This window comes from Sphingobium sp. SG1 (assembly GCF_057063145.1).
Genome location: NZ_JBVVOJ010000006.1, coordinates 244,752 through 262,334 on the forward strand (window position 1 = coordinate 244,752; position 17,583 = coordinate 262,334).

Below are 17,583 nucleotides of genomic sequence, written 5' to 3' on the forward strand. Positions count from 1 at the left end.
ATGGCATGAGCCGGTCCGACCGCGTGCTGGCCGATGCCGAGGCGGTGCTGCGCCGCCATAGCGAGCGCGGCAAGAGCCTGACCAGCCGCGCGCGCGAACGGCGCAACGCATCGATCATGCGGCGGCTGGGCCGGATCGCCGGCGCTGCCTTCGCGATCATCATCGCCGCCATGGTCGCGGGCTGGTTCATGCCGCTGGGCACCAGTGGCGTGATGATCGTGCTTGGCCTGCTGCTGGTCACCACGCTGTTCTTTGCGCTGCTGCCGGTTGAACGGGCAGTCAGCCCGGACAAGCTGGCGGACACGGCGCTGACCGCCCTGCCGCTGAAGACCGAAATCTGGCTGGAAAATCAGCGCAAGGCCTTGCCCGCGCCGGCGGTCAGCCTGGTCGACAGCATCGGCGTCAAGCTGGAGACGCTGGCGCCGCAGCTCGAACGGCTGGGCGAACAGGATCCGGCCGCGCACGAGATTCGCAAGCTGCTGGCCGATCATCTGCCCGAACTGGTCACCGGCTATCAGTCGATCCCCGCGCCGCTGCGCCGCGAGGAACGCAATGGCCGGGTGCCCGAAAAGCAGCTGATCGAGGGGCTGTCGGTGATCGACGCCGAGATCGGCCGGATGAGCGAGCAGCTGGCGAGCGGCGATCTCGACAAGCTGGCGACCCAGAATCGTTTTCTGGAGCTGAAATATCAGGAGGCGAAGGAACTTGGCGCCTAGCGCCGTCTTCCTTCCTGCATGATCCACCTCACCCTCATCATCGTCGATTTCCTGACGGGCCTGCTGGCCGCCGGGGCCTGGGCGCTGGCTTCGGCCGGCGGCGCGATCGCGGCCGTGGTGGGCGGCGGCGTGCTGGGTCTATCCTTGTTCCGCCGCTGGCGACGGCGAGGCTGATGATGCGCCAGAGCCGGCACGTCACGATAGCGAAGACGTGACATTCCATCAGAAGAGCTGATCATCACATCTGAAGCGGTCCAAACAGGATGCGCAACAGCCACTTCCGCGATCAGCGTTTCTTAGGTTCAGACGGTGCGCTTACGTAGCGGTGGGTAATGTTGAACGCGCCGCCGCCAGGATCATGCCCCCCTGCGCATCAGATAAATGTCCATGATCCAGCCATGCCGGGCCCGTTCCTGCACGCGGAGCCCCGCGATCCTGTCCCGCACGACCGCCAGTGGCCCTTCGACCAGGAGTTGATGCTCCATGCCGAGATAGGCCCCCCACCAGATATGGATGCCGGCGGGATCGAGCGCGTCGAAGGCACAGCCCTGATCCAGCATCACGGCGACGCTGTCACCGTCGGCCGGCCAACCATCGTCGCGCAGCCGGCGCCCGGTCGTGATGACCACCGGCGCGCCCAGCCGGTTGAGGGGGATGGCGTGGGCCGCGGTCAGCGCCTGCAGGCTGGTGATGCCCGGCACGACGCTTACCCGGATCGCCAGCCCCTTCTCCGCCAGCCGGTCGGCGATCCGCAGGCTGCTGTCATAGAGGGAGGGATCGCCCCAGACCAGCAGGGCAAGGCGGCCGCCATCGGGCAGGTGGCGTGCGATCTGTCCGGCCCAGGCCTGCGTGATGGCATCGTGCCAGTCGTGGACGCCGCCAATATAGTCGCCGTGCGCATCGCGCACGGGCAGGTCGAACTCCACCACCCGCACCGCCCGCGTCAGCACGGCCGCGCAGATGGTGCGGCGCAGGTCGACAAGGTCGGACTTGGCGCTGCCCTTGCGCGGCAGGAGGATGAGGTCGGCGCTGTTCATCGCCCGCACCGCCTGGGCAGTCAGATGATCCGGATTGCCGGTGCCGATGCCGATGAGGTGCAGGTCGATCATCATGCGCTCGCGATCATGTGGAAGAAGGAACCGCTGGCCCAGCCGCGCCGCGAGCCGGTCTCCGCGACCGCCGCACCATCGGCATCGCTCACCCGCATCAGCGGCGCGTCATCTTGGCCCACGATGGTCGAATAATGGAACTCATGGCCACGCAGCATGGTGCCGGCGCGCAGCCCCGCGACAGGCGCCAGCAGCTCCGCCCGCCGATAGCCCAGATGCAGCCGGCGATCCGCATGGCTAGTGACAAGGCCGAGCAGCCCGGCCATGCGATGGGCGGTGCCGTCCCGGTCGATCAGCGCATCCCCCAGCACCATATAGCCGCCGCATTCGCCATGGACCGGCCGATCCTCGGCATGGCGGCGCAGACCCGTCAGGAAGTGCTGCGCGCCGGCGATGGTCCCGGCGTGGAGTTCGGGATAGCCGCCGGGCAGCCAGATCAGGTCGGCATCGTCGGCTGGCGCCTCATCGGCCAGCGGGGAGAAGGGCATGATCTGCGCCCCGGCCTGTCGCCAGCCCTCCAGCAGATGCGGGTAGAGGAAGGAGAAAGCCACGTCCTTCGCCACCGCGATCCGTTGCGCCGGGGGATCGGGCAGGCGCCCGCCGGCCCTGACGCCGTGCGCCCGTGCGGCGTCCCGAACCGCGGCGAGATCGACCCGCTCCCGCATGAGTGCGCCATGGCGCTCCAGCGCCTGATCGAGCCCCTCCTGCTCGCCGGCCTGCACCAGCCCCAGATGCCGCTCGGGCAGGCTGAGGTCCGCGTGCCGGGGCAAGGCACCGAACACCGCAATGCCCGCCGCCGCCAGTCCCGCGCGCGCCAGCCGTTCATGGCGCGGGCTCGCTACGCGATTGAGGATGACGCCCGCAATCGTCACATCGGGATCGAAACGGGCAAAGCCGAGCGCCGTCGCCGCACAGGATTGCGCCTGTCCGGATATGTCGAGCACCAGCAGCACCGGCCAGCCCATGCGGCGCGCCACGTCGGCGGCGGTGCCATGGCCGGCCGCACCCCGACCCGCCACTCCGTCGAACAGGCCCATCGCCCCTTCGGCCACGATCATGTCGGCATCGCCGGCCTCGGCTGCCACCCGGTCCAGCAGCGCGCCGTCCATCGCCCAGCTATCCAGGTTGAAGGACGGCCGGCCACAGGCGGCGCGATGGAAGGCCGGGTCGATATAGTCCGGCCCGCATTTAAGCGGCTGCACCGTCACGCCCGCGTCGCGCAGCGCGCGGAGCAGGCCGAGCGTGACGGTCGTCTTGCCGGTGCCCGATGCGGGCGCCGAAACGAGCAGGCCCGGCACCGTCACTCGGACGACCCGGCGTAGCGCGATCCGGCATGCTGGGGCCGGAAACGCCGGTCATAGCCCTGCGCGTAGAGGCTGCTTTCGGCAAAATCCGCCGCGTTCAGCGCCGGGCCGACCAGGATGATGGCGGTGCGCTCCATGCTGCCCGCGACAGCCTCCTTGATCGACGAGAGGGTCGCCCGCACGATCCGCTGGTCGGGCCAGCTTGCCCGCCACACCACCGCGACCGGGCAGGCCGCGCCATAGGCAGGGGTGAGATCGGCGACCACCTGCGCCAGATTGTGGATCGACAGATGGATGGCCAGGGTCGCGCCCGTCACCGCGAAATTGGTCAGGCTCTCGGCCGGCGGCATGGTGCTGGCCCGCCCCGGCGTGCGCGTCAGGACGAGCGACTGGGCCAGTTCAGGCAGCGTCAGCTCCACCTCCAGCGCCGCGGCCGCCGCAGCGAAGGCCGGCACGCCGGGCGTCACGGTGAAGGGGATGTCCAGCGCCCGAAGGCGGCGGATCTGCTCGCCCATGGCCGACCAGACCGAAAGGTCGCCGGAATGGAGCCGCGCCACATCCTGCCCGGCGGCGTGGGCGGCGGTGATCTCCGCCATGATGGCGTCCAGGTCCATGGGCGCGGTGTTGACGATGCGCGCGCCGGGCGGGCAATGGCCCAGCACGTCCGCCGGGACCAGCGATCCGGCATAGAGGCATATCGGGCTGGCCGCGATCAGATCGCGGCCGCGCAGGGTCAGCAGGTCGGGCGCGCCGGGGCCGGCGCCGATGAAATGGACGGTCATGATGATGCTCCTTGAGCGATGGCGCAGGTCGCCATGCGATCGGGGGAAAGGCTGCGGGCTGCGCGCAGGCGGGCGCCTTCCCCCGCGCCGGCCAGGGCACAGGCTTCGGCGACGCTGCCGGTGCCGCGCGCGCCCAGCGAGGCCGGCGATCGGGTGATGGTGGGCAGGGACGCGAGGCGATCGGCCGCAATGGGGATGAGCGGCAGGGCCAGTTGCGCGGCGAGTTCCGCCATTCCCTCGGCCTTGTCCGCCGGGGTGGCGAGATGGGTGACATCCCGCCCGCCGCCGGCCGACACCAGCGCCGCCCGCAGGGACTCGGTGGTCGCGCCGGCACGGAAACCGAAGCCCGCGACGATCATAGCGTGACGCTCCACTGCACCACCGGAAAGCGCGACCGCCAGCCATGGCGATTGCCGAGCGGCGCGGCGTCGGCCAGTTCGATGCGCAGCAGGCTGCCGCCCCGCCGCCCGTGCCAGAGCGCCAGCAGCGCCTCCGACTCCAATGTCACGGCATTGGCCACCAGCCTTGTGCCGGGTGGCAGCAGCGCCTCCAGCCGTTCCAGCAGCGCCTGCGACAGACCGCCACCGATGAAGACCGCCTGCGGCATCAAGCCATCGGGCAACATGGCCGGCGCACGACCGACCATCAGCTCCAGCCGATCCACGCCCAGCGCACGGGCATTGGCGCGGGCGCGATCCGCACGGGCCGGATCGGCCTCCACCGCGCAGGCGCGATTGGCCGGATGGGCCAGCAGCCATTCGATCGCGATCGACCCCGACCCCGCGCCAATGTCCCACAGATAGTCCCCCGGCCGGGGCGCCAGCGCCGACAGGGTCAGGGCGCGCACCGGCGCCTTGGTGATCTGTCCGTCATGGTCGAACAGCGCGTCGGGACGACCGCTGGCGACGGTCAGGACGGGGCCGTCACCGGCGACCTCCAGCCCGACCGCCACGGGATGAACGATGTCGGCCGGTATCGTCGCCCCCGCCTCGATCGACCGGATCCGTTCGCGCGGGCCGCCGAGGCATTCCAGCACATGGAGGCGCGACGCGCCAAATCCCCTGGCCGACAACCAGGCGCCAAGTCCCGCCACCGCCGCCCCGTCGCGCAGCAGCACCAGCGCCCGCGCGCCCGGCGCGAGGTGCGGACGCAACCGATCCAGCGGCGCGGCATGCAGGCCCAGGCACGCGACATCCTGTATCGCCCAGCCCAGCCGCGCCGCCGCCAGCCCGAAGGTGGAGGGCGCGGGATGCGCGCACCATTCATGCGCCGCCAGATGGCGCGCGATGCTGCTGCCCGCGCCGAACCAGAAGGGGTCGCCCGACGCCAGCACCACCACCGGCCGCCCACGATGCGCCAGCAGCCGCGCGATCCCTTCCGCGAAGGGCACTGGCCATTCGACCATCGGCGCGCTAATCCCGCCCAGCAGCGCAAGGTGCCGGGCCGGCCCCATGACCAGGTCCGCCGCCGCCAGTGCCGCGCGGCTTGCCGCAGACAGGCCGTCCATCCCGTCCTCGCCGATGCCGACGATCGTCAACCAGGGGGGAGAATTAGTGTCATCCATGCCCAACATCCTGCTGCTGGGCGGCACGACGGAGGCAAGCGCGCTGGCGGTCCTGCTGGCGGCGCGCGGCATGCGCGCGACCTTCAGCTATGCAGGACGCACGGCCAGTCCGCGGGCGCAACCCTTGCCCGTGCGGGTCGGCGGCTTTGGCGGGGTGGCGGGACTGGTCGCGCATCTGCGTGCGGAAGGCATCACTCATCTGGTCGACGCCACCCATCCCTTTGCCGCGACGATGAGCGCCCATGCGGTGGAGGCTGCGCATGAGGCGGGGATCGCCCATGCCGCACTGACCCGTGCGCCCTGGACGCCCAGCGCCGGCGATCGCTGGACCACGGTGCCGGACATGACAGCGGCGGTGGCCGTGCTCGACGGCCCGCCTCAGCGGATCATGCTGGCCCTGGGGCGCATGCATGTGGAGGAGTTCGCCGCCCAGCCTCAGCATCATTATCTGCTGCGCTTCGTGGATGCGCCGGACGCGGTGCCGCCCCTGCCCGATCATGCCCTGATCGTGGATCGCGGCCCGTTCACGGTGGCGGACGACACAAGCCTGCTGCGGGATCATCGCATCGACCTGATCGTCGCCAAAAATGCCGGCGGCACGGGCGCGGCCGCCAAGCTGGACGCCGCGCGCGCGCTGGGCCTGCGCGTGCTGATGATCGACCGCCCCCCGTTGCCCGACCGGCAGGAATTCCACCGGCCCGAGGATGTGCTCGACTGGATCGCTCATCCCGCCGCCTCGTCGGGGATGCCGCGCGGCGTGTAGAGGATCGGCCCGCGCGCGCGCTCGATGATGCGGGTCCGGCTCGACCCGACGATCACCATGGTGCGCATGTCCGCCATGTCCGCCCGCGCCTGCCCCAGCGGCACGATATGCAATGTCTCCTGCGCGGTGGTCACGGCGCGGGCGAAGAGGATCGGGCGTGCATCGCCACAAAGTTCCCCCAACAGCGCCAGCGTGCGCACGAACCCTTCCGGCCGGGACGCCGAGCGGGGATTGTAGAAGGCCATGGCGAAATCCGCCTCCGCCGCCAGCCGCAGCCGCTTTTCGATCAGGGACCAGGGCTTGAGATTGTCCGACAGGTTGATCGCACAGAAATCATGGCCAAGCGGCGCGCCCGCACGCGCCGCAGCAGCCAGCATCGCGGTGATGCCGGGCAGCACGCGAATGTCGATGTCGCGCCAGTGGGCAGGTCCGGCCTCCAGCGCCTCGAACAGGGCGGACGCCATGGCAAAGACGCCCGGATCGCCCGAGGAGACGACGACGACCCGCCGCCCCTGCGCCGCCAGCTCCAGCGCATGGGCCGCCCGGTCCAGTTCCACCCGATTGTCCGAAGGATGCAACGCCAGCCCCGCACGCGGCGCGACCCGCGCGACATAGGGGATATAGCCCACCACGTCGGTCGCGGCAGCCAGCGCGGCGTCGACCTCCGGCGTCACCAGCGCTTCGTCCCCCGGCCCAAGCCCCGCGATCGCGATCCAGCCGCCCTCTCCCGCCGCAAGATTCATGGCCGGCGCCCTTGGCCGTGGATCAGCAGGATCGAGAAATAGGGCGTGACCCTGTCGACATCGGCCAGCCGGGTCACGCGCTGTTCCGGCATGGCGGCATGTTCGACCAGCCATGCTTCATCGCTGCGCCCGGCCGCCGCCACCGCGCGGCGCAGCTTGGCGAGGTGCCGGCCGATCTTCATCACCACCAGCGCGTCGGTATCGCGGATGCGGCGGACCAGTTCCTCTTCCGGCAGGGTTGCCATCGCGACGGTCAGCACATCGTCACCCCAGGTGATCGGCAGGCCGGTCGCATTCCACGCGCCCGACATGCCCATGATGCCGGGGACCACTTCGACCGGGACCAGCCCCGCCAACCGGCTGTGCAGATGCATGAAGGAGCCGTAGAAAAAGGGATCGCCCTCGCACAAGACGACCACATCCTCGCCCGCCTCCGCGATCGCCAGCAGCCGGCCGGTGCAATCGGCATAGAAGGCGGCAAGGCAGTCGTTATAGCGCGGATCGGTGACCGGAATTTCGGTCGTCACCGGATATTCCATCGCCAGTTCGATCGCATCGTCCCGCAGCATGCCCTGCGCGATGCGGCGCGCCTGCCCCGGCCGGCCGGCCTTGCGGAAATAGGCGACATGCCGCCCGCTCCGCACCAGCCGGTCGGCGCGCACGCTCAGCAAGTCCTGCGCGCCGGGGCCGAGGCCCACGCCATAGACGGTGCCGCTCATTCCGCGCGGCTCGCCAGCGCATTGATCGCCGCGACCGTAATCGCGCTGCCGCCCAACCGCCCGTCGACGACGCAGCAGGGCACGGGCTGCGCCGCCCATAAAGCGGCCTTGGATTCCGCCGCGCCGACGAAGCCGACCGGGCAGCCGATGATCGCTGCGGGACGCGGACAGGCCGGATCTTCCAGCATGTCGAGCAGGTGGAACAGCGCCGTGGGCGCATTGCCGATGGCAACCAGTGCCCCGGCAAGATGCGGCCGCCACAATTCCAGCGCGGCGGCGGATCGGGTATTGCCCATCGCCCGCGCCATGTCCGGCACGGCGGTGTCGTGCAGGGTGCAGAGCACGGCATTGTCGGCGGGCAGGCGCGCGCGCGTGACCCCTTCCGACACCATGCGCGCATCGCACAGCACCGGCGCCCCTGCGATCAGGGCCTGCCGCGCCGCCGCTGCAAAGCCCGGCGAAAAGCGGATATGGCCCGCAAGGTCCACCATGCCCGCGGCATGGATCATGCGCACTGCGACCGGTTCCTCCTCGGCAGCAAAGCGCCCGAGGTCGGCTTCGGCGCGGATGGTGGCGAAGGACTGGCGATAGATCGCCGCGCCGTCCCTCTCATAATCATGGGGCATCAACAGGCTCCGAAATGGGCAAGAAGGTCGGTGGCGGTGAGGTCAGGACGGACGGGCGCCGATCCTGCGCGGGCATGGAAGGCCAGGTCGTAGCGCCCGTCCCGCCCCGTCAGCACGACATCGGCCGGCATCGAACTGGCGCAGCCCTTGGCGCAGCCGGAGACATGAAGGCGGCCCGCCACATGGGGCGCCAGCCGGCGGGCGAGATCGCGCGTCTCCACGCTCGCCTGCGGACAGGCAGGTGCGCCGGGGCAGGCCTCCACATGGATCAGCGGGTCGGCCGCGTCGGCGCACAGGCCGGGCAGTTGTCCTTCGGCCAGCAGCATGCGCCACGGGGTCAGCCGCATGGCCGGCGCGTCGAGAAAATGCCGCGCATCGATCCGGCCGAAGGGAAGGCCATAGGCCAAGCCGCCATCCCATGCGCCGGGGACCAGTCGCGGGCGTGGCGACGCCGCCTCTGTCGTGCCCGTTGCCCAATCCGCCAGGGGCGCATCATGCCGGGCCATGCGCCCCGCGCGCGCGCCGTTGCTCTCCACGAACCATCGGGCGAGCGCGAGCAGCGCATCCGCTTCGCCGCCGCTGTCCACCGGCACGCCTTGTGCCCGCCCCTCGGCGCGCAAGATCAGGCCGCCGTCCCGCGCCCGCTCGATGCGAAAATCCCCCGCTTCGCCGGACAGGAGCGGCGCGGCGCCGGCATCGATCACGAAGCCCATCTTGCCCGGCAAGTCCGGCAGTTCGTCCAGGCGATCGAGCAACTGGCTGGCGATGCGATGGCTGTCGTCGCCTTCGCGCCAGTCCGGCGCGACCATCATCATACGCGCGCCCTCGCGCCGGGCATCGCGGTCCACCAGGCCCAGGTCGAGCAGGCGGTCGAGCAAGGGGCGCCAGCTATCGTCGCGCACACCACGGATCTGGAGGTTGGCGCGCCGGGTCATGTCGATCAGGCCGTTGCCATGGGCGATCGCCGCTTCGCCCAGCGCCGCCAGGTCGGCGGCCGAAAGACGACCGAGGCGCGGCTTCACGCGCACGATCAGCCCGTCGCCCGCCGCCATCGGGCGCCAGGCGTCAGGACACCAGCCCCGAACGGCCGGTCCGCGGGCCACCGCATGGTTCGCGGTCGCCCTATCCCTGCCCGCGCCGGTCTGGCTCACAGGCACATCCTCCGCGCGCCGGGACGCAACCAGGCGGGGCTTGCCGGCATCGCCGGTCGGCGCGAGGCGGCAGGCAGGCGCGACAGGCGCCCGACACCACGCGGCCGTGCAGCCCCAGCCACACGCTTCGCCGCCCAGACGGAAGAAAGACCGTGCCATGACCAACCCCTGGGTCAGGACAAGAGCGACCGAAACGCCGGCAGGTCTCCTGGCTCGCGGGTCGTTGCGGGATGCACGCCTTCCCGGACGCTCTGTCCAGTGGCTGCCCTCATGGGCTCGTGCATCGCGCTATCCGCTTACAGTTGCAGGGACAGCCGCGGAATAAGGGGCCAGGCCCCCGCACCGCATTCCCGATTAAGTTCCTTGCGGAACACCGGCGTCAGTTATGCAATGCACCAGCATGAACCGGCGCACCGATGATGCCCTAGTCGAAACATCGGGCTTCGCCAAGATATGGAATATAGACAGACAGGACCGCCCGGACGCATATCCGTGTCGACCTCGATCATCTGCGCCAATATCAAATGCGCCACAGGGTAGAAATAAGCGAAGAGGATGAGGTGACGTACAGTACGCCCCATCCAGCTATCACGGGCGCATCGCGCAGCGACGGTATCCGGTGCACCTATCGGCGTGGGCACGGCAGGATATTGCGCTCAAGCCTGAGCTCGAACATGCATTATCAATCGCATCTTTGTAGTGTCGCTTTGTAGAAAAAGAGCCGTAAAAGCGACTTTCGTTCAAAAAATTACGAACAAACCGTGACTCAGGAAAGTCGTGGCGGAGAGGGAGGGAAGCGTTGAAGCTACCCCGATTTCGCGTGATTCGCGCCTGCCGATGGCAGCATCGTTATCAGGCTGGAGCGCCTGGGTGTAGCCCTGGTTCGAGGGACGCGCCCGGATTCGAACCGTTGCGATGTCTTGCAGCGATCATCCGCGCGACGATCCTGCTGGACCGGCAATGATTTCTAGGGAGGCAAGGGCGTTCTAGGACATGGGCTCACGCGCCCTCGTCCCGTTCCTGCGCGGAACGTCTCGCGTTGATTAAGTCCCCGCGAGATTATCGGCTGAAAGCCGTATGAAATAAGGTTGGTTTTCAGAAGGTGTTGTTCTAATCGGCGCCCCGCGCATTTCGCGCTATGGGGGTAATATTGTTTATTAAGAAATATACTGCTGTAGCGATTGCTGCTGCAATCGCATTTCCTTGCGCTCCGGCTATGGCAAATGATGTCATGATCGAGGCCAATGCTGCTCGCGCTCACGACCGTTGGGGTGGAGAGCTTGGCATTGGCTACACCTTAACCGCCGGACGCTTCGCTCTGCGTCCTATAGTGGGTGCCTTCATCTACAAGGGCGACAATGATCGCTATTATGAGGATACTTTCAGCAATGGTCAGACTCGCTGCCGGGATAGTCAGACGGGGCAGTTCGCGAAAGACAGCGAGTGTGACGATACGGCAGTAAAGGCCTACGGCAAGATCGAAGCCACCTATTCGATCCCCCATTTCGCAGAGATTGGCGGCGGGGTTCGCTTTAGCAGTGATAAGGTCCGTCCTTATGGAACGGTTGGATTGCCGCTCGGCCCCCGCTTCAGCATCAAGGGTAATGCCGGACCCAAATATTACGCGCTAGGCATCAAGGCTGGCTTTTAAGTGTGGAGGCCGCGTTGCTTCGACAGTGGCGCGGCTTCTCGTTGACGCACTATAAATGGAACATGTGGCCGCCCTGGTGTCGATCGGTGGTCGGCCTGGCGATTATGATCGGGGCGATTGCTCAGACGGGGCATGATCGCGGATGATATCGAGGGGCGTCTATTTCATCGCCCGTGATATGGTTCGCAGGCGATGCCATCGCCGTCACCGTCCATATGGGGGCCGTAGCCGGGCTGCCCGATATATAGCGGCGCGGCACCGGCAGCCCTGGCGGCCCGACAGTTCCGGTATGACCAAGATGAACCTGCTGATGCGACGGGGCGAGAGGCCGGAAGGCTCCCTGATCCGCCTGCTGGCTGCTGGGCATCGAGATCGTCCGCGCTGGTGCCTCGGTCATAAGCCAGGGTCTGCTCGGGAATCGGTCCCGCGATGGGCTGGGGATCATCGTTCCTGGTGGCTGCCGGTGTCGATGGCATCACAGAGGTCCGATCCCAGGCATGGAGCGCGAAGGCTGCAATCAGGCCAAGTCCGACTGCACCTCCCAAGAGCTTCACGATGCCGAGGCGTTCTCCACGCGTCCGCTTCGCCTGGTAATGTTCACCGAGGGTGATCGGGACGGCGCGGAAGGGCTTCTTGAATGACATTGCGCGACGATATCTCTCGCCGGTGAATCAATCGTTCTCATCATGCCGCCAGGGCGCGGTAGACGCTAGCCCGGCCGATCTTGAGCCGCTTGGCGATCGCGGTGGCGCCGAGCCCCTGGTCGCGAAGTTCCTTAATGGTAGCGGGATCGATGGTGGCGGGTCGGCCCTTGTAGGCACCGCGCGCCTTCGCCGCTTCGATGCCACGGCGCTGGCGAGCTTTCCCGAAATATTTCTCTACAGAGCCCACCAGACCCAGAATCGTCAGCATGACCTCGGCCATCAGGTCTTCACCGTTCATCTCGATGCTGGGATCGACGATCCGCAGGACGGCTTTCTTGCCGACCACCCGTTTGGCGATCGAGAGGAGGTCAGCGGTATCGCGGGCAAGCCTATCGGGATGCAGCGTCATCAGGACATCGCCAGGTTCGAGCAGGCGCAAGACGGCTTCAAGTTGATCGCGGCCTGCCAGTGATGACCCGTTTCCAACATCGCTGAATACGACGACGGCGCCGAGTTCTTCCAGGCGGTTCTTCTGGGTCGAAACATCCTGGCCGTCATCCGTGCTCACCCTGGCGTAGCCCAGCACTCGTCCCATCGGCGCTCCTATGTCTCGTATGGCTCTAAGGCATTCAAATCAGACGTGTATTATACCAGGAAATCGACCCAAACGGGGCGGAAAAGATGTGCCGTCGCGTGTGTCGTTGGTGGTTACCCGAATGAGGCGGTGATCGGCATGCGATGGTTCTGTCGGAATATGGAGTGCCCGCCCGATGCGCGCGATGCGCTTGCATCGTCCGCGAGCCAGGCCTCGTCGGGCGCTATCGCTTCCGATCTCGGCCTGGGCCTTTGAAATCACCATGAACTCGAAATACGCACCTTATAGCCACGTCGGAGGGGGTGAGATGAGAGCCGCCAGAGGCGGCCTGATGAAAGGGGGATATAAGGTGTGAATCATACATATTATGAGGAATACACCTTACGCCCCCCTAGGGGGCTCCAGGTCACTCCGCCCCTGTGAAGTTAAGGTGCGTATCTCCCGATCCCTAATCGCGACGGGTCACTCGACCAAGCGAAGCGGCAGGCGAGTGGCCCGATCGCCCGCGACCGATGGGCGCGCGTAGCGCGATCAGCGTGCGCGCGATCAATCCTCCAGGAAGAATATGATGCACGACTATCCGTTCTCATCTCCTGGCGAGACGGTGCCGGGCTGCTGCATCGCCAAGGGGCCAGACCGGCCAGGAAAACGGGGGTGTCGGACAGTTCACGCGCCAGGAACGAAAGAGTGGGATTGATCGCCCGATGACTGGTGGCGATCTGCGCGCCATTTCTTGTCCTCGACGGGCATAAATAATGGATGCAGAAATTTCCTTTCTTGATGGCACGAGGCCTTCAGGCCGGTGTGTGCGATGATTCAGATTTCCACGTCGTAAAGTTCCAAGTCGGTGTCATGGAATGCGTCGAGTGGCTGGGCGATGAACTCATTTTGGGCTGCCACGAACGCGGCATTCGTTGTCGGCGGGTTCATCGCAGCGACCGCAGTCAGGTCTCAATTGGATTTTTCGAAGCGGCGATCGCCGACCAATTTCGTTCGGCGGCTTTGCGGTTCGGTCGATGATCGCCGTCGGGGGATCAACGCTTCGTCGATCGTCTACCCTTCTTTCGCTGTCGTTCAGCCTGGTCCTTTTCGCTGACGAGATTTTCCTCCGGCGCGGCTTGCGCGAAAAATCCAAGAGGCTGGTAAGGCTTCATCCCTCGGCTGCACTGGCGCTCAATGCTCGCCTCGATTTCTGCCGATGATGCGCCAGGGCGCTCAATATGAAGTCTGGCGCGCATTTCGCGCTTGATGTTGGTGAGCGATCCGATGCTGGCCTCGCGTTCGTTGTCCTTCTGCATCCCGCGTATGGATTTTTCGATAAATCGGCTTTCGCTGCCATGAGGTATCCATGGCACTTTTCTTTGTCCTTTCATGGACTTAAATATAACAAAATCGCCTGAATCCGTCATTATTATTCGAGTGGAACGGCAGGACGATACGACCTTTATCGTTGCTGAGGCTCGGTAGGTCGATGTGCGAAAATAACACAGCGCGCACGATCGATGTTCCGCCGAACACTGGCGTGCCATCGTTCGATTTCATGCCCTGGAGAGGCGAGTGCCAGGTTGGCGCTAAGTGCGATCAGAACAACACCGGATTTTTTCACCCTGTATCTTGACCGGGTGATAAAACTCCCTATCAATCCATCATAGGGTGATATGCCCCGGTATGGAGTCGATCATATGCAGCCGTATAGTCCCGACAAATTTGCCAGCGTCTATAACACGCCTCTGGGAGAGAAACTCTGGTTGCTGCTCAACCAAGGCGACAACATTGCACGGATGCAGACCGCTAGCGACCTCGATCAACCTGCCCTAAAGCCCATGGAGGACATTCTTCTCCAGGAGATCGGCGAACCCATGCTTGATGATCGCGTGAAGCAGATGACCGGCCATATGGTCCGCCAGATCATGGAGAGCAATGGCTATGTCCACGACACCAGCGACATCAAGCTGGCATCAGTGCCCTTCTATAAAGCGAGCCGTTATCGCCGCGCCGACTATGTCAGCCTCTACCTGTTCAAAAGCTCGAAGAACCCGCGCCAGATCGGCCTGACCAACACTCGCGATGGCACGAAACTGCCTGACACCCCGGACGGAGGGCGGTGGATGTTCGTCAATACGATCTCTTCGCCCCTCAAGGCTGCGGTTGGCTATGACCTCGATCTCAAGAGCGCCGTGAAAGCTGTCGCCGATCGCGGATACCATCTTCACGAATATCGTCGCGCAATGCGTGGCGCCTGACCCAAGGATAGGAGATCAGATATGAGCGATACCGAGATGATGCCTTGGGAAAAGGTTGCCGACCCAAGCTATTTCCGAAAGGTCATGGGGAACATCGTCGCACTCGGATTAGGCCCGAAAACCCTGGCCCAGCCTATGTTCGGTTCGGCCTGACTGGTATCGGCCACGCGCCCAATTACCAGGTCGAAAACGCTGATGGCACGATACACTGCTTCCGTGGCATGGGACACGGTGAGGCAACAGATGCGGGTGACGAGTTCGCCGCCGCCAATCTTTCGATCGAACGGTTCAGCTATATCGATGTCCAGGCCATGCTTGCGCGATTGGCGAGTGAAGGGCGATAACTTCTGAACTGCCTGAAGAACCGTTCGGCCAGTTCATGTTCCCTGATGTCGCAGACGCAGTGTTCCGGGCTGTCGAGGAAAGGCGGGATCAGATCGTAGCGGCGGCCGATGCTGGCAAACCACCGGTTGCGATGCTGATCCCTGATCTCGATGATCTGATCTCGGAGGGCTTCTATTGGCGAAGGGCGGAAGCCGCTATCCTGGAACTGCTCAGGCCGAACTTCGAGATTGCAGGCAAGAAGCCAGTCAACCTGACCGGTCTTCCGCGTGGTCGCTGTTACCGGCGCAGCACCAGCCCGGCATCCTGATCTCCTCCAGAATTAACTTCTTTTGGGATACGGTCTCCTGGATGGTTAAAGGCACGATTTTCTGAGGGGTTCGACGGATCGGGATCATAAAAGGGTATTGAAATGGTCTAGTAAGACGATCGACAGCCAGGCTGATCAAAATAGCCGCCGATCTAGAATAGCATTCGACAGCCGCCGTGCCTCAACCGCCAAGTGAGCGAAGCTGGGACTCAACCCTGGCAATCTGACCACGAATTTGTGCGGCGGTGCGAACTTCCCCTTTCTCGGTCATCCGCCCCAGATCGTTGTGCAGGGATTGAAGCTCGTAGCGAAGGTTATCGACTTTCGCGTCAGCGCTCGCTTGTCGGACTTCGCGCGCTTCCTGGGCAATTTGAACGTTCAACTGGTGTTCAACTTCGGCCTGCTGTTCCACGAAACGTGCTTTTGCGTCGGTGTCTGCAACGAGGCGTTGATCGATCTCTTCAATCACGTTCAGAAATAGGTGCTCCACCCTACCACTATAATGGAACCACGCTAGGGCAATGATCATGACCCAGAACGACGTGTGCAATCGCTCCGTGTCCCACTCGATAAGTGAGGTGATGAGCGAGAATGCAAGAAAGGCGGCTGCAATCCCTGCCCACTTCCGGTGCGTTCGTGACTTTTCAACATAGACAGCCGCGTTGTGGCGCTTCTGCGCATCATTGAGGCCACGAAGCTTCCTCAGAAAATGGCTGTCAATCAGCTTGGCTTCCCAACCCTCCGCGTTCCACACTCGATCCACGATATATCTGCGCATGATCGCGATCTGCCCCCCATTTTTTTGAGAACGGTCATCCGCTAGACCACCGTAACCCGTTGAATACGTCACCTATATGTGAAAATCGCATATGGTGATTTCGCATATAGCTGGAGTGCTCCTCTTGTCGAGAGCACTATCATGGGCCGAACGGTCTATTCCGAACCAAGCCTAAAGCTGGGGGCGGCCCTTGCTGAAATCCGCCGCGAAAAAGGCGTGCTTCAAGAAGAATTGGCGACGCGCCTGGGCAAAGATCAAAGTCTAATTTCGAATATCGAACGCGGACATCGTCGCATCGATGTCCTCGAATTTTACACGATCGCACGTGCGCTGGACATCGAACCCGCAGACATGTTCGCCCGCGTGACCGAAGGCTTTCCGCACAAAATCGAAGTGTAGCGATGCGGTTGATCTACTGGCGCGCAACAGACTACCGCTTACCAACTGAAAATCGATCGCCCGAAGCGACGCAACGCAGCCATGTCGTCCTCGCGTGCCTTATGGGCTCGGTGCTCCACAATCCCGTGCCGCCCGGCCAGCGCTTCCACAGCTTCCTTGATATCGGCAGGAATAGATCGATTCCGGACCACATATGCGCCATCCAGGTGCCAAAGCCCATCGCGGCGCTCGAATCGGACCATTGCCAGGCGACCATCAGCGTGTCGATATTCCCCGAAAGCGCTTTCGCCCGTCAGCGTCCCGACGAGATAATGCCGTGAACAATTACGATATCGCAATGCAGCTTCCCGAAGCTCAATTCCGTCCCTAATCGGGCGGAAACCACATTGCGCCGGGATCGGACCCGGCGGAAATGGCAACCGCAGCATCCATCGCTGGACGATACTTTCGATCGATGCCGTCGAACGAACCAAAGCCGACGCCAGACTGGGTCGGTCGATGCCATTCTGCACCATGAGACGGACCGCTTTGACAAGGTCGCTTGCCTGGTCCTGACCATGGAGCCGGGCGACAACCCGATGATCGCAAAGGTCGGCTGGCATCATCTCGATCATCGTCAAACAACTTGGAGACAACGATTCCATGCGCTGAACCGCCGCAATCACATGGGCGGGGCCAGTCGCGAGAGCGCGATACAGGCGTTTGTAATAAGCTGCGTCATGCGACTTGGCACCGCTCTTTGCGAGGGCGCGCCGCAGGCCGCGCGGCACCCGCTGGAACGCAGCCGTCAAAATTGTGCGATGATCTGCTCGTGCAAGAAAGGTCGCGACTTCGGCTCTATCCGCTTCCTTGATATTCGACACCGCCAAGAAGGCAGCAGAAACATGCCGCCGTTCAGTGCTGGCGCGCAAAAGGGAACCGACGAAACCAGGGTGCGCAAGATCGAGTGCGACTGCTTCGTTGAGCAGCCAGCCATCAAGCGGGGTAATGCTGTGCATAATGATACTCCGTAAAGGTCATATCATTTGCCGGTCTCCTCATTCGTCTTTAGATCGCTTCCATAGCATTGCGGAGCCAGAAAGTCATTATTCTTTTCATATAGATATCAAACACGAAGAAGAGCGCGGGCATTGGTATTGCCATC

Annotated in this window: 24 protein-coding genes and 1 riboswitch; of the genes, 10 read left to right on the plus strand and 14 right to left on the minus strand. The window is 64.5% G+C overall.

Features of this window, described 5'->3' with window-relative positions:
- The first annotated feature begins 5 nt into the window (after positions 1–5).
- Together AC0KVN_RS15605 and AC0KVN_RS15610 are read left to right on the plus strand one after the other, a co-directional pair.
- On the plus strand, positions 6–716 hold the full coding sequence (locus AC0KVN_RS15605; protein WP_435567223.1) for a hypothetical protein: 711 nt from the start codon (positions 6–8) through the stop codon (positions 714–716).
- Positions 717–734: 18 nt separating this feature from the next.
- On the plus strand, positions 735–890 hold the full coding sequence (locus AC0KVN_RS15610; protein ID WP_004210133.1) for a hypothetical protein: 156 nt from the start codon (positions 735–737) through the stop codon (positions 888–890).
- A 182-nt stretch (positions 891–1,072) separates the two neighbouring features.
- Here the strand turns inward: AC0KVN_RS15610 and cobF are convergent, their stop codons facing one another.
- From cobF to cbiE, 5 genes are read right to left on the minus strand one after another with little or no spacing between them, the layout of a single operon-like run.
- Entirely contained in the window at positions 1,073–1,825 is a 753-nt protein-coding gene (cobF, locus tag AC0KVN_RS15615) for a precorrin-6A synthase (deacetylating) (RefSeq protein ID WP_435567314.1), read from the minus strand.
- Positions 1,825–3,129 (minus strand): cobyrinic acid a,c-diamide synthase CobB, encoded by a 1,305-nt coding sequence (locus tag AC0KVN_RS15620; RefSeq protein WP_435567224.1) that lies wholly within the window; start codon positions 3,127–3,129, stop codon positions 1,825–1,827. The genes cobF and AC0KVN_RS15620 overlap by 1 nt, the downstream gene beginning before the upstream one ends.
- Positions 3,126–3,911, minus strand: coding sequence for a precorrin-4 C(11)-methyltransferase (cobM, locus tag AC0KVN_RS15625; RefSeq protein WP_435567225.1), 786 nt, complete (start codon positions 3,909–3,911; stop codon positions 3,126–3,128). Before cobM ends, AC0KVN_RS15620 begins: the two co-directional genes overlap by 4 nt.
- Positions 3,908–4,270: a cobalamin biosynthesis protein gene (locus AC0KVN_RS15630; RefSeq protein ID WP_374549027.1), complete on the minus strand. Its 363-nt coding sequence runs from the start codon at positions 4,268–4,270 to the stop codon at positions 3,908–3,910. Before AC0KVN_RS15630 ends, cobM begins: the two co-directional genes overlap by 4 nt.
- The gene (cbiE, locus tag AC0KVN_RS15635; RefSeq protein WP_435567226.1) at positions 4,267–5,475 is read right to left on the minus strand and encodes a precorrin-6y C5,15-methyltransferase (decarboxylating) subunit CbiE; all 1,209 of its coding nucleotides are present in this window, start codon (positions 5,473–5,475) and stop codon (positions 4,267–4,269) included. Before cbiE ends, AC0KVN_RS15630 begins: the two co-directional genes overlap by 4 nt.
- Between cbiE and AC0KVN_RS15640 the strand changes: the two genes are divergently transcribed.
- Positions 5,474–6,238, plus strand: coding sequence for a cobalt-precorrin-6A reductase (locus AC0KVN_RS15640; protein ID WP_435567227.1), 765 nt, complete (start codon positions 5,474–5,476; stop codon positions 6,236–6,238). The genes cbiE and AC0KVN_RS15640 overlap by 2 nt on opposite strands.
- Here the strand turns inward: AC0KVN_RS15640 and cobJ are convergent.
- From cobJ to AC0KVN_RS15660, 4 genes are read right to left on the minus strand one after another with little or no spacing between them, the layout of a single operon-like run.
- The gene (gene cobJ / locus AC0KVN_RS15645; protein WP_435567228.1) at positions 6,199–6,981 is read right to left on the minus strand and encodes a precorrin-3B C(17)-methyltransferase; all 783 of its coding nucleotides are present in this window, start codon (positions 6,979–6,981) and stop codon (positions 6,199–6,201) included. The genes AC0KVN_RS15640 and cobJ overlap by 40 nt on opposite strands.
- On the minus strand, positions 6,978–7,700 hold the full coding sequence (cobI, locus tag AC0KVN_RS15650; RefSeq protein ID WP_435567229.1) for a precorrin-2 C(20)-methyltransferase: 723 nt from the start codon (positions 7,698–7,700) through the stop codon (positions 6,978–6,980). Before cobI ends, cobJ begins: the two co-directional genes overlap by 4 nt.
- The gene (locus AC0KVN_RS15655) at positions 7,697–8,326 is read right to left on the minus strand and encodes a precorrin-8X methylmutase (protein WP_136186747.1); all 630 of its coding nucleotides are present in this window, start codon (positions 8,324–8,326) and stop codon (positions 7,697–7,699) included. The genes cobI and AC0KVN_RS15655 overlap by 4 nt, the downstream gene beginning before the upstream one ends.
- Entirely contained in the window at positions 8,326–9,378 is a 1,053-nt protein-coding gene (locus AC0KVN_RS15660) for a cobalamin biosynthesis protein CobG (RefSeq protein ID WP_435567315.1), read from the minus strand. Before AC0KVN_RS15660 ends, AC0KVN_RS15655 begins: the two co-directional genes overlap by 1 nt.
- Positions 9,379–9,658: 280 nt before the next feature.
- Positions 9,659–9,870, minus strand: a riboswitch (cobalamin riboswitch).
- Positions 9,871–10,627: 757 nt separating this feature from the next.
- Here AC0KVN_RS15660 and AC0KVN_RS15665 point away from each other — a divergent pair.
- Positions 10,628–11,128, plus strand: a complete 501-nt coding sequence (locus AC0KVN_RS15665; protein WP_435567230.1) for a hypothetical protein — start codon at positions 10,628–10,630, stop codon at positions 11,126–11,128.
- 164 nt (positions 11,129–11,292) lie between these two features.
- On the opposite strand, the gene AC0KVN_RS15670 is transcribed toward AC0KVN_RS15665, so the two are convergent.
- Positions 11,293–11,604: an excalibur calcium-binding domain-containing protein gene (locus tag AC0KVN_RS15670; protein WP_435567316.1), complete on the minus strand. Its 312-nt coding sequence runs from the start codon at positions 11,602–11,604 to the stop codon at positions 11,293–11,295.
- Positions 11,605–11,625: 21 nt separating this feature from the next.
- Between AC0KVN_RS15670 and AC0KVN_RS15675 the strand changes: the two genes are divergently transcribed.
- Positions 11,626–11,769 (plus strand): hypothetical protein, encoded by a 144-nt coding sequence (locus AC0KVN_RS15675; RefSeq protein ID WP_435567326.1) that lies wholly within the window; start codon positions 11,626–11,628, stop codon positions 11,767–11,769.
- Between the two features lie 43 nt (positions 11,770–11,812).
- Here AC0KVN_RS15675 and AC0KVN_RS15680 read toward each other — a convergent pair whose 3' ends face one another.
- Positions 11,813–12,367, minus strand: coding sequence for a recombinase family protein (locus AC0KVN_RS15680; RefSeq protein WP_435567231.1), 555 nt, complete (start codon positions 12,365–12,367; stop codon positions 11,813–11,815).
- A gap of 759 nt (positions 12,368–13,126) precedes the next feature.
- Between AC0KVN_RS15680 and AC0KVN_RS15685 the strand changes: the two genes are divergently transcribed.
- On the plus strand, positions 13,127–13,387 hold the full coding sequence (locus AC0KVN_RS15685) for a hypothetical protein (RefSeq protein WP_435567232.1): 261 nt from the start codon (positions 13,127–13,129) through the stop codon (positions 13,385–13,387).
- A 14-nt stretch (positions 13,388–13,401) separates the two neighbouring features.
- Here the strand turns inward: AC0KVN_RS15685 and AC0KVN_RS15690 are convergent, their stop codons facing one another.
- The gene (locus AC0KVN_RS15690; RefSeq protein ID WP_435567233.1) at positions 13,402–13,776 is read right to left on the minus strand and encodes a hypothetical protein; all 375 of its coding nucleotides are present in this window, start codon (positions 13,774–13,776) and stop codon (positions 13,402–13,404) included.
- A 273-nt stretch (positions 13,777–14,049) separates the two neighbouring features.
- Here AC0KVN_RS15690 and AC0KVN_RS15695 point away from each other — a divergent pair, with 273 nt between their 5' ends.
- The 3 genes from AC0KVN_RS15695 to AC0KVN_RS15705 all read left to right on the plus strand — a co-directional run bounded on the left by AC0KVN_RS15695 (position 14,050) and on the right by AC0KVN_RS15705 (position 15,262).
- Entirely contained in the window at positions 14,050–14,610 is a 561-nt protein-coding gene (locus tag AC0KVN_RS15695; RefSeq protein WP_435567234.1) for a hypothetical protein, read from the plus strand.
- A 21-nt stretch (positions 14,611–14,631) separates the two neighbouring features.
- A complete protein-coding gene (locus AC0KVN_RS15700; RefSeq protein WP_435567235.1) occupies positions 14,632–14,763 on the plus strand; it encodes a hypothetical protein in 132 nt (43 codons plus the stop codon).
- Positions 14,764–14,989: 226 nt separating this feature from the next.
- Positions 14,990–15,262, plus strand: a complete 273-nt coding sequence (locus AC0KVN_RS15705; protein WP_435567236.1) for a hypothetical protein — start codon at positions 14,990–14,992, stop codon at positions 15,260–15,262.
- Between the two features lie 181 nt (positions 15,263–15,443).
- On the opposite strand, the gene AC0KVN_RS15710 is transcribed toward AC0KVN_RS15705, so the two are convergent.
- Complete coding sequence (locus tag AC0KVN_RS15710) at positions 15,444–16,040, minus strand: hypothetical protein (RefSeq protein ID WP_435567237.1); 597 nt, start codon at positions 16,038–16,040, stop codon at positions 15,444–15,446.
- Between the two features lie 141 nt (positions 16,041–16,181).
- Here AC0KVN_RS15710 and AC0KVN_RS15715 point away from each other — a divergent pair, with 141 nt between their 5' ends.
- Positions 16,182–16,439 (plus strand): helix-turn-helix domain-containing protein, encoded by a 258-nt coding sequence (locus tag AC0KVN_RS15715; RefSeq protein WP_435567238.1) that lies wholly within the window; start codon positions 16,182–16,184, stop codon positions 16,437–16,439.
- Positions 16,440–16,477: 38 nt separating this feature from the next.
- On the opposite strand, the gene AC0KVN_RS15720 is transcribed toward AC0KVN_RS15715, so the two are convergent.
- Positions 16,478–17,437, minus strand: coding sequence for a hypothetical protein (locus AC0KVN_RS15720; RefSeq protein ID WP_435567239.1), 960 nt, complete (start codon positions 17,435–17,437; stop codon positions 16,478–16,480).
- Positions 17,438–17,583 lie beyond the last annotated feature (146 nt).

Excerpts from the sequence above, each read along its gene's own strand:
- AC0KVN_RS15605 (WP_435567223.1), top strand. The coding sequence starts at position 6 with ATGAGCCGGTCCGACCGCGTGCTGGCCGATGCCGAGGCGGTGCTGCGC.
- AC0KVN_RS15695 (WP_435567234.1), top strand. The coding sequence starts at position 14,050 with ATGCAGCCGTATAGTCCCGACAAATTTGCCAGCGTCTATAACACGCCT.
- AC0KVN_RS15720 (WP_435567239.1), bottom strand. The coding sequence starts at position 17,437 with ATGCACAGCATTACCCCGCTTGATGGCTGGCTGCTCAACGAAGCAGTC.
- AC0KVN_RS15660 (WP_435567315.1), bottom strand. The coding sequence starts at position 9,378 with ATGGCGGCGGGCGACGGGCTGATCGTGCGCGTGAAGCCGCGCCTCGGT.
- AC0KVN_RS15685 (WP_435567232.1), top strand. The coding sequence starts at position 13,127 with ATGCAGAAATTTCCTTTCTTGATGGCACGAGGCCTTCAGGCCGGTGTG.
- AC0KVN_RS15715 (WP_435567238.1), top strand. The coding sequence starts at position 16,182 with ATGGGCCGAACGGTCTATTCCGAACCAAGCCTAAAGCTGGGGGCGGCC.
- AC0KVN_RS15705 (WP_435567236.1), top strand. The coding sequence starts at position 14,990 with ATGTTCCCTGATGTCGCAGACGCAGTGTTCCGGGCTGTCGAGGAAAGG.
- AC0KVN_RS15710 (WP_435567237.1), bottom strand. The coding sequence starts at position 16,040 with ATGCGCAGATATATCGTGGATCGAGTGTGGAACGCGGAGGGTTGGGAA.
- cobM (WP_435567225.1), bottom strand. The coding sequence starts at position 3,911 with ATGACCGTCCATTTCATCGGCGCCGGCCCCGGCGCGCCCGACCTGCTG.
- cobI (WP_435567229.1), bottom strand. The coding sequence starts at position 7,700 with ATGAGCGGCACCGTCTATGGCGTGGGCCTCGGCCCCGGCGCGCAGGAC.
- AC0KVN_RS15700 (WP_435567235.1), top strand. The coding sequence starts at position 14,632 with ATGAGCGATACCGAGATGATGCCTTGGGAAAAGGTTGCCGACCCAAGC.
- cobJ (WP_435567228.1), bottom strand. The coding sequence starts at position 6,981 with ATGAATCTTGCGGCGGGAGAGGGCGGCTGGATCGCGATCGCGGGGCTT.
- AC0KVN_RS15640 (WP_435567227.1), top strand. The coding sequence starts at position 5,474 with ATGCCCAACATCCTGCTGCTGGGCGGCACGACGGAGGCAAGCGCGCTG.
- AC0KVN_RS15690 (WP_435567233.1), bottom strand. The coding sequence starts at position 13,776 with ATGACGGATTCAGGCGATTTTGTTATATTTAAGTCCATGAAAGGACAA.
- AC0KVN_RS15675 (WP_435567326.1), top strand. The coding sequence starts at position 11,626 with ATGGAGCGCGAAGGCTGCAATCAGGCCAAGTCCGACTGCACCTCCCAA.
- AC0KVN_RS15670 (WP_435567316.1), bottom strand. The coding sequence starts at position 11,604 with ATGCCATCGACACCGGCAGCCACCAGGAACGATGATCCCCAGCCCATC.
- AC0KVN_RS15655 (WP_136186747.1), bottom strand. The coding sequence starts at position 8,326 with ATGCCCCATGATTATGAGAGGGACGGCGCGGCGATCTATCGCCAGTCC.
- AC0KVN_RS15630 (WP_374549027.1), bottom strand. The coding sequence starts at position 4,270 with ATGATCGTCGCGGGCTTCGGTTTCCGTGCCGGCGCGACCACCGAGTCC.
- cbiE (WP_435567226.1), bottom strand. The coding sequence starts at position 5,475 with ATGGATGACACTAATTCTCCCCCCTGGTTGACGATCGTCGGCATCGGC.
- AC0KVN_RS15610 (WP_004210133.1), top strand. The coding sequence starts at position 735 with ATGATCCACCTCACCCTCATCATCGTCGATTTCCTGACGGGCCTGCTG.
- AC0KVN_RS15680 (WP_435567231.1), bottom strand. The coding sequence starts at position 12,367 with ATGGGACGAGTGCTGGGCTACGCCAGGGTGAGCACGGATGACGGCCAG.
- cobF (WP_435567314.1), bottom strand. The coding sequence starts at position 1,825 with ATGATCGACCTGCACCTCATCGGCATCGGCACCGGCAATCCGGATCAT.